General features: G+C 47.8%; 1 protein-coding gene and 1 pseudogene. Both read right to left on the bottom strand.

Translation table 11 applies throughout. The features are described 5' to 3' along the window. Window positions 1–224 (bottom strand): annotated as a pseudogene (locus A3751_RS19610) (aspartate kinase); the annotation flags it as partial. Then, window positions 225–599, bottom strand: a complete 375-nt coding sequence (locus A3751_RS19605; protein ID WP_068490246.1) for a hypothetical protein — start codon at window positions 597–599, stop codon at window positions 225–227. Between the last annotated feature and the right edge of the window lie 208 nt (window positions 600–807).

Genomic DNA, 807 nt, shown 5'->3' with positions numbered 1-807 from the left:
TACAACTGAAAAAGACCGGGGCGTCCCGACTTCTTCGGCTCTAACAACAAGTCCGTAATCCCACCATATGCAGAGACGACGAAGACCCGGTTATAGAGTTCCTTCGCAGTTTCAGAGTCTAGTGGCCGCCCTTTGAGCGGGTATAACACAATATTATCTCTTACTGCTTCATAGGCACTCATTGACGTGCCGCCGATTTTTTCTACAGTATGCTGCTTCAGCATTTAACCTCCGTGCTTGACGCATCGCTCACATAAGCGGTCGTCGATCGCTTTTTCTAAACTTAAATTCTTGATGGGTTCTGAACAGTTCGCACACATACCGGCGCTTGTTGACTCAAGCCAAACAAGAGCGCGTACTAGCGATGTCAGCTCACGCTCGCTTTTCGCAATCACTAAGCCCTCTGCTTCAGACTCGTCTACGACAAACATGTTTGTCTTAGCATCAGCCTCACTCGTGCGCGCATTCTCGTTGATCAAAACCAGTAACAAGACGGCACGCTGAACGATCTGTTTTTTTAACAGCTCAAAACGGCTGGTATCCAGCGTTTCACTCATCGCCCTGTTTAGAATAGTTCTTGTCTTTTTCTCAACACTCATGGGCTTCACACCTTTTCGGGTTGAGTTTTCTGTTTCTCTGAAACCTCTAGGCACTGATCACGTAGCACGCAGAGACGCTCTATGAACAAGCTGATGCTCTTCATGTGACAAGCTGAGGCTCTTTATGTAACAAGCTGAGGCTCTTTATGTGACAAGCTGAGGCNCTACAAGTGCTTCGGCCTCAAGCTCATAAGAGCCATCTGCGTTG

The sequence above is a fragment of the Oleiphilus sp. HI0080 genome (genome assembly GCF_001635135.1).
Note: the sequence above shows the minus strand (reverse complement) of the source record. Positions and strands in the feature narration are given on the sequence as shown.